Here is a 7,816-nt window from a genome sequence, read left to right as displayed (position 1 = left end):
CATCCTCCGATGATCCCGCCGCCCCGCCGGCCTTTCAGGCTCACTTCACGTTGGAATCACGCACCCCCTTCAGGCTCATGTGTCATTGGAAGAGGCTTGTGCTTGACTTGGTGCAGGCGCCCAGTACAATGCGCCTCCTCACGCGGGAATAGCTCAGTTGGTAGAGCGCAACCTTGCCAAGGTTGAGGTCGCGAGTTCGAGCCTCGTTTCCCGCTCCAGTTTCACGAACCCCGAGGAAGTCCTGCGGGGTTTTTTGTTCCGGGTGCCTGCTACAATCGCGGCCCTCCGGACGTAAGGCTAGGTGGCAGAGTGGTCATGCAGCGGACTGCAAATCCGCGTACGCCGGTTCAATTCCGACCCTAGCCTCCATTCCCATCCGTGTGCACAGCAGGCCCGGCGCCGACGACCCGGGCTTTCGTCGTCGTGGGCACGGCTCATCCGCAAGCCTCTGAGCGGGACGAGGCCGGGCACGCTGCCGGATCGGTACTGTTCCAGTACCATCGTCGCCAGGCGACCGTGGCGGAACGGGTAGACGCAGCGGACTTAAAATCCGCCGCCGCAAAGCATGCCGGTTCGAGTCCGGCCGGTCGCACCAACTCCTGCTGCACAAAGCAAAACGCCCCGCGGCGCGGGGCGTGGTGGACATCGACTCCAAGGGAAGGGAAGCTCGGTCAACGATCGCGGTACTGTGCCTCGACGCGCTCGTCCTGTCCCTTCACATCGACGCAGACCGTCGCCGTCGGACGTGCCAGCAGTCGCGGAATGCCGATCGGATCACCGGTTTTCTCACAATAGCCGTACTCGCGGGCCTCGATGCGCCGCAGCGCATCGTCGATCTTGTGCAGCAGCAGCGACTCGCGCTCGCGCAGGCGCAGGTCCAGCCAGTGTTCCTCCTCGGCCGTGGCGCGGTCCGCCGGATCGGCGAACATTTCCCGCTCGTGCAGGCGTTCCTTGACGTCCATCTCGCGCTGCAGCACTTCCTGGCGCATCTGCAGCAGGCGCCGGCGGAAGAACTCGAGTTGCGCATCGTTCATGTAATCGTCGTCGGACATCGCCTTGATGGCATCCTCGGTGAGGGAGCCATCGGCAGCCAGCGGAAAAGCCTTCTTGGCGGCAGTCTTGATCACGGATCGTTGCGGTGGGTGTGCCGACTGCCTGCCGGCAACGGACGGTGGAGACGACGGCTTGACGACGGCCTTGGCCGCAGCGCTTTTGGCGGGACGGGCCGGAGCGGCGGCCGCTGCAGTCTTGCCCTTGACGGACGGCGCGGCCTTCGCCGGGGCCGTCTTTTTCATCGCTGGCTTCGGCTTTTCGGCGGTTTTCTTGGCCGCCTTCGCACCCGGCTTGGCGGGCGTCGGCTTCTTCGTCAAAGCCCCCTTGAGGCGCCCCAACAGGCCCGCGCCAGCCGCCTTGCTGGCCTGCGTCTTGTGGGTTCCAGTCTTCGTTGGTTTGCCTGCCTTCTTGGCTGTCATCGTACTTACCACTCACAGATGCGGGCTGGGAACGTCAGCGCAAAGGCGGGCGTTATACACCCCTGATCGTTGATGGTCAAAGTGTTTTCGTCGTGCCTCGTACATGAGCATGCATAATGTATATTATGTTAAGTCTCAGATTCACTTGGCTCCGGCGGCTCGTGTGCAGAAGTCGGCGATCGCGGCGACGAGCGTGCTGTCCTTTGCGTGGCGCACGCTCGGCGTCACCGGGCGCACGAGGGCTTCGGTGAATGCGCCGACGATGCAGGCGGCGCTGACATCGACAGGCTGCGGCGGGAACTCGCCGGAAGCGATGCCGTCCTTCAGCACCTTGGCGAACACCGCGCTGAACTGCTCGCGGCAGACGATGCGCGCGGCATCGACTTCCGGATCGGCCGGTTCGGCGATGAATGCGTAAGCCAGGTTGGGGCCTTCCAGCGCGCGGCGTGCGAACGACTCGACTGCCGCCCGCAGGCGCTGCCGTGCGGTGCCCCGGCCGGACACGATGCCTTCGAGTATCGTGCATTCGTGCCGGACCGCCTCGGTGAGCAGTTCCACGTACAGCTCTGCCTTCGACGGGAAATAGCGATACAGCGCGCCGGTGGACATGCCCGCCGCGGCGGCGACCGCGGTCATCGACGCACCGCGGAAACCATCTCTGGCGATCAGCTTGCGCGCTGCGCGCACGATCCGCTGTCGGTTTTCGGCGAGCCGCTCCTGCATCAGCGGCGACCGTCGATAGGCCATGTCATGAATCCTTGTCAGTTTTGCGAATGATGATTCACTTGTTGCGCGCTGCTGTCTAGAATGCCGGGGCTTCGCGGCACGCGGCGCATCGGGCGCGAGGACGTGCGTGCCGCGTCGAGCACTGCATTTCTCTAAAGGAGCCCCGACATGCGTTTTTCCAGTCTCGACTTCGACCTCGGGGCAGACATCGACCGGCTGCGTGAGTTGACCTGGCGCTTCGCCGAGCGCGAGGTGCTGCCGCTGGCGGCCAAGGCCGACCAGGACAACGCGTTCCCCCACCCGCTCTGGCGGAAGTTCGGCGAGCTGGGGCTGCTCGGCCTGACGGTCGAGGAGGAGTACGGCGGTGCCAACTTGGGTTATCTCGCCCACGTCGTGGCGATGGAGGAGATCTCGCGCGCCTGTTCGGCGATCGGTTTGTCCTACGGCGCCCATTCGAATCTCTGCGTCAACCAGCTGCGCAAGAACGGTAACGAGGCGCAGAAGCGCAAGTATCTGCCGAAGCTGGTCAGCGGCGAGCACGTCGGCGCGCTGGCGATGAGCGAGCCGGGCTCGGGCTCCGACGTGGTCAGCATGAAGCTGCGCGCCGACAGGAAAGGCGACCGCTACGTGCTCAACGGCAACAAGATGTGGATCACCAACGGTCCCGATGCGGACACGCTGATCATCTACGCCAAGACCGACGTCAATGCCGGTCCACGCGGCATCACCGCCTTCATCGTCGAGAAGTCGTTCAAGGGTTTTTCCACCGCGCAGAAGCTGGACAAGCTGGGCATGCGCGGCTCCAACACCTGCGAGCTGGTGTTCACGGACTGCGAGGTGCCGGAGGAGAACGTGCTCGGTGTCGTCGGCCGCGGCGTCAACGTGCTGATGTCGGGGCTCGACTACGAGCGTGTCGTCCTCTCCGGCGGGCCCCTCGGCATCATGCAGGCCTGCCTCGACGTGGTCGTGCCCTACGTGCACGACCGCAAGCAGTTCGGCCAGAGCATCGGCGAGTTCCAGTTGATGCAGGCCAAGCTCGCCGACATGTATGTGGGCCTCAACGCGTGCCGCGCCTACGTCTATGCGGTGGCCAGGGCCTGTGACCGCGGACAGACCACGCGCAAGGATGCAGCCGGCGCGATTCTCTATGCCGCCGAGAAGGCGACCTGGATGGCCGGCCAGGCGATCCAGGCGCTGGGCGGCAATGGCTACATCAACGAGTTTCCCACCGGCCGGCTGTGGCGCGACGCCAAGCTCTACGAGATCGGCGCCGGCACCTCCGAGATCCGCCGCATGCTGATCGGCCGCGAACTGTTCAACGAGTCGAAGCGCGGATGAGCAACGTCATCGCATCGAAGCTGCGCAGCAACAGCGAGGAGTTCCGCGCCAATGCTGCGCAGATGCGCCGGCTGGTCGATGAACTGCGCAGCGCCACCGCCGAGGCCGCCCGCGGCGGCTCGGAGGCGGCACGCCAGAAGCACACGGCGCGCGGCAAGCTGCTCGCGCGCGAGCGCATCGACACCCTGCTCGATCCGGGCTCGGCGTTTCTGGAACTGTCGCCGCTGGCGGCACACGGCATGTACGGCGGTGAAGTACCCTGCGGCGGTGTGGTCGCCGGCATCGGTAATATCGAAGGCCGCGAGTGCATGATCGTCGCCAACGACGCGACGGTGAAGGGCGGTACCTACTACCCGGTCACGGTCAAGAAGCATCTGCGTGCGCAGGAAGTGGCGCGCGAGAACCGCCTGCCCTGCGTCTATCTGGTCGATTCGGGCGGTGCCTTCCTGCCGATGCAGGACGAGGTGTTCCCGGACAAGGAACACTTCGGGCGCATCTTCTACAACCAGGCCAACCTGTCTGCGCTGGGCATTCCGCAGATCGCCTGCGTGATGGGTTCCTGCACCGCCGGCGGCGCCTACGTGCCGGCGATGTCGGACGAGACCGTCATCGTCAAGAACCAGGGCACGATCTTCCTCGGCGGTCCGCCGCTGGTGAAGGCCGCCACCGGCGAAGTCGTCAGTGCCGAGGACCTTGGCGGTGCGGACGTGCACACGCGCATCTCCGGCGTGGCCGACCACTACGCCGAGAACGACCACCACGCGCTCGCGCTGGTGCGTCGCATCGTCGGCAACCTCAACATCGTCAAGCGGCCGAACGTGGATCTCCGCACGCCGGAAGCGCCGCTGTACGACCCCGAGGAACTCTACGGCGTCATCCCGGCCGACACGCGCAAGCCCTACGACGTGCGCGAAGTCATCGCGCGCATCGTCGATGGCTCGCGCCTGGACGAGTTCAAGGCGCGCTACGGCACGACGCTCGTCACCGGCTTCGCGCACATCCACGGCTATCCGGTCGGCATCCTCGCCAACAACGGCATCCTGTTCTCCGAGTCCGCGGTCAAGGGCGCGCACTTCATCGAGCTCTGCGCGCAGCGCGGCATCCCGCTGCTGTTTCTGCAGAACATCACCGGCTTCATGGTCGGCCGCAAGTACGAGAACGCCGGCATCGCCAAGGACGGCGCCAAGCTGGTGACCGCGGTGGCCACCGCGCAGGTGCCGAAGTTCACCGTGCTGATCGGCGGGTCCTTCGGCGCCGGCAACTACGGCATGTGCGGTCGCGCCTACTCGCCCCGCTTCCTCTGGACCTGGCCCAATTCGAAGATCTCGGTCATGGGCGGCGAGCAGGCCGCGTCCGTGCTCGCCACGGTGCGCCGCGACGGCCTCGAAGCCCAGGGCAAGACCTGGAGCGTCGAGGACGAGGAGAAGTTCAAGGCGCCGACGCGCGAGCAGTTCGAGCGCCAGGGCAGCCCCTACTACGCCACCGCGCGGCTCTGGGACGACGGCATCGTCGATCCCGCGCAGACCCGGCGCCTGCTCGCGCTGGGCCTGTCCGCAGCGCTCAATGCGCCGATCGCGCAGACGCGTTTCGGCGTGTTCCGGATGTGACCTCGCGGACGCGATGACCATGTTCACGAAGATCCTGATTGCCAACCGCGGCGAGATCGCCTGCCGCGTCATCGCCACCTGCCGGCGCCTGGGCATCCGCACGGTCGCGGTGTATTCCGAGGCCGATGCAAGCGCACGCCATGTGCGCCTTGCCGACGAGGCGCACTGCGTCGGTCCCGCCGCTTCCCGCGACAGCTACCTGCGCGTCGAGCGCATCCTCGAGGTCGCGAAGCACAGCGGCGCGCAGGCGATCCATCCGGGCTACGGCTTCCTGTCCGAGAACGCGGCGTTCGCCCAGGCCTGCGCCGACGCGGGCATCGTCTTCATCGGCCCGCCGGCCGGAGCGATCCGCGCGATGGGTTCCAAGTCCGCGGCCAAGGCGCTGATGGACAGCGCCGGCGTGCCGCTGGTGCCGGGCTTCCACGGCGACGAACAGGACGCGCATTACCTGCATGGGCAGGCCGACCAGATCGGCTACCCGGTGTTGATCAAAGCCTCGGCCGGCGGCGGTGGCAAGGGCATGCGCATCGTCGAGCGCAGCGAGGATTTCCGCGCCGCGCTCGCTTCGTGTCAGCGCGAGGCGCGCAGCAGCTTCGGCGACGAGCGCGTGCTGATCGAGAAGTACCTCGTGCGTCCGCGCCACATCGAGATCCAGGTGTTCGCCGATATGCACGGCAACGTGATTCACCTGCACGAACGCGACTGCTCGGCGCAGCGCCGGCACCAGAAGGTGGTTGAGGAAGCGCCGGCTCCGGGCATGAGTGCGGAGCGCCGCGCTGCGATGGGCAAAGCCGCCTGTGATGCTGCGCGCGCAGTCGGCTACGTCGGCGCGGGCACCGTCGAGTTCATCGCCGACTCTTCCGGTGCGTTCTACTTCATGGAGATGAACACGCGCCTGCAGGTCGAGCACCCGGTCACCGAGATGATCACCGGCCAGGACCTGGTGGAATGGCAGTTGCGCATCGCCGCCGGCGAACCCTTGCCGCTGACACAGGATCAGGTCCCGCTCAACGGCCACGCGATCGAGGTGCGTGTCTATGCCGAGGAACCGGAAAAGGGTTTTCTGCCGTCGATCGGTCGCCTCGCGCACTACGCGCCGCCGACGCCGTCGGCCAACGTACGCATCGACAGCGGCGTCGAGCAGGGCGACGAGATCGGCCCGCACTACGATCCGATGATCGCCAAGCTGATCGTGTGGGACGCGCAGCGCGCACGCGCGATCGAGCGCATGCTCGCCGCACTGGCCGATTTCCGGATCGTCGGGGTCGGCAACAACCTCGCATTCCTGTCACGCCTGGTGGACCATCCCGAGTTCCGCGCGGGTCGTGTCGATACCGGCCTGATCGAGCGTGCACGCGACGAGCTGCTGGCCGCGGAGACCAAGCTGGCGCCCGTGGCGGTCGAAGCCGCCGCACTGTGGACGTTGACGCGCGAGGCGCAGCGTCTGCGTCAGCGCGCGCAGCACTCGGCCGATTCGCATTCTCCGTGGGGGATCGCCGACGGCTGGCGCATGAACGGCGTGCAGACGCGGCGGCTGGAGTTCGCCGCCGGGGCGCTGACCCAGGCGGTCGAAGTCGAGTACGGCACGGAGGGCCTCAAGCTGGGTGGACAGCCGGTGCGGATCTCGGATGCTGCCGAGGCGCTGTGCTTTGCCATCGGCGAGCACCGCACCACCGCCGTGGTGGTCGAAGGATCCGAACAGCTTCACGTGTTCACACCCGGCCGCCGCAGCGTGCTGCGACGGATCGATCCGCTGCTGCACGCCGGCGAGGCGCAGGACAGCCACGGCGGACTCGTCGCCCCGATGCCGGGCAAGATCGTCGCCATCCTCGCCGCCGTCGGTGCGGACGTGGAGAAAGGGACGCCCTTGCTGGTGATGGAAGCGATGAAGATGGAGCACACGCTGTGTGCGCCATCGAAAGGCCGGGTACGTGCCTTCCTGTACGCCGTTGGCGATCAGGTCAAGGACGGCGTCGAGCTGATCGACTTCGAAGGAACCACTTGAGTCGCGCCGCAGGCACGCACTCGGGCGCGGCGGCGCTTCACGCACTTGCTGTCAGCGTCTGTTTTTCGAGCTAGGATACGGTGCCCGTATTGGGTGCACACTCTGGGAGACAGTACATGGCGAAGGCCAAGAAGAAACCCGCGGCGAAGAAGGCCGCGGCGAAGAAGCCGGCGGCCAAGAAGGCCGTCGCGAAGAAGGCAGTGAAAAAGGCCGCGGCGAAGAAGCCGGCGGCCAAGAAGGCGGCGGCGAAGAAGCCCAAGGCCAAGCGCAAGCCGAATGCGGCGCTGATGAAGCCGATGACGCCGAGTCCGGTGCTGGCCGAGGTGGTTGGCAACAAGCCGATGCCGCGTGGACAGATCACCAAGAATCTGTGGGCGTACATCAAGAAGAACGGCTTGCAGGACAAGGTCAACAAGCGCCAGATCAACGCGGACGACAAGCTGCAGAAGATCTTTGGCGGCAAGTCGTCGGTCAGCATGTTCGAGATGACCAAGCTGGTCAGCCGCCACATCAGCTGAGGCGCTCCAGCGACGGCGGCGCGGACACCGTGTCCGGGCCGCCGTTTTTTTGGTTCTTCACCCGATTCCGGGGAACGCTGCGCGGATTTTGAGGAAGAAGTAGTGGTCGTCGCGGAAGCCGTAGGCCATGCGCTTGATGACCTTGATCTT

6 protein-coding genes and 3 tRNA genes are annotated in these 7,816 nt (G+C 66.1%); 7 read left to right on the top strand and 2 right to left on the bottom strand.

Translation table 11 applies throughout. The features are described 5' to 3' along the window. Window positions 1-142 precede the first annotated feature (142 nt). The 3 genes from AAG565_RS15570 (at window position 143) to AAG565_RS15560 (ending at window position 595) form a co-directional block, all read left to right on the top strand. Window positions 143-218, top strand: a tRNA-Gly gene (locus tag AAG565_RS15570). 77 nt (window positions 219-295) lie between these two features. Continuing rightward, window positions 296-369: transfer RNA gene (locus AAG565_RS15565), tRNA-Cys, on the top strand. 141 nt (window positions 370-510) lie between these two features. After that, window positions 511-595 (top strand) — tRNA-Leu (locus tag AAG565_RS15560). 76 nt (window positions 596-671) lie between these two features. Here the strand turns inward: AAG565_RS15560 and dksA are convergent. Beyond that, entirely contained in the window at window positions 672-1,127 is a 456-nt protein-coding gene (gene dksA, locus AAG565_RS15555) for an RNA polymerase-binding protein DksA (RefSeq protein WP_348820563.1), read from the bottom strand. A 486-nt stretch (window positions 1,128-1,613) separates the two neighbouring features. Then, complete coding sequence (locus AAG565_RS15550; RefSeq protein ID WP_348820562.1) at window positions 1,614-2,219, bottom strand: TetR/AcrR family transcriptional regulator; 606 nt, start codon at window positions 2,217-2,219, stop codon at window positions 1,614-1,616. A 147-nt stretch (window positions 2,220-2,366) separates the two neighbouring features. Here AAG565_RS15550 and AAG565_RS15545 point away from each other — a divergent pair, with 147 nt between their 5' ends. The 4 genes from AAG565_RS15545 to AAG565_RS15530 all read left to right on the top strand — a co-directional run bounded on the left by AAG565_RS15545 (window position 2,367) and on the right by AAG565_RS15530 (window position 7,666). Beyond that, window positions 2,367-3,536: an isovaleryl-CoA dehydrogenase gene (locus AAG565_RS15545; protein WP_348820561.1), complete on the top strand. Its 1,170-nt coding sequence runs from the start codon at window positions 2,367-2,369 to the stop codon at window positions 3,534-3,536. After that, entirely contained in the window at window positions 3,533-5,143 is a 1,611-nt protein-coding gene (locus AAG565_RS15540) for a carboxyl transferase domain-containing protein (RefSeq protein ID WP_348820560.1), read from the top strand. Before AAG565_RS15545 ends, AAG565_RS15540 begins: the two co-directional genes overlap by 4 nt. Window positions 5,144-5,162: 19 nt before the next feature. Continuing rightward, window positions 5,163-7,148, top strand: a complete 1,986-nt coding sequence (locus AAG565_RS15535) for an acetyl/propionyl/methylcrotonyl-CoA carboxylase subunit alpha (protein ID WP_348820559.1) — start codon at window positions 5,163-5,165, stop codon at window positions 7,146-7,148. 116 nt (window positions 7,149-7,264) lie between these two features. Then, window positions 7,265-7,666 carry an SWIB/MDM2 domain-containing protein gene (locus AAG565_RS15530; RefSeq protein ID WP_348820558.1) on the top strand — a complete coding sequence of 134 codons (402 nt, stop codon included), beginning with the start codon at window positions 7,265-7,267 and terminating at the stop codon, window positions 7,664-7,666. Window positions 7,667-7,816: the final 150 nt, after the last annotated feature.

It is taken from the genome of Fontimonas sp. SYSU GA230001 (assembly GCF_040066175.1).
Lineage (GTDB): Bacteria > Pseudomonadota > Gammaproteobacteria > Nevskiales > Nevskiaceae > Solimonas.
This window is presented reverse-complemented; position numbering and strand designations above follow the sequence as displayed.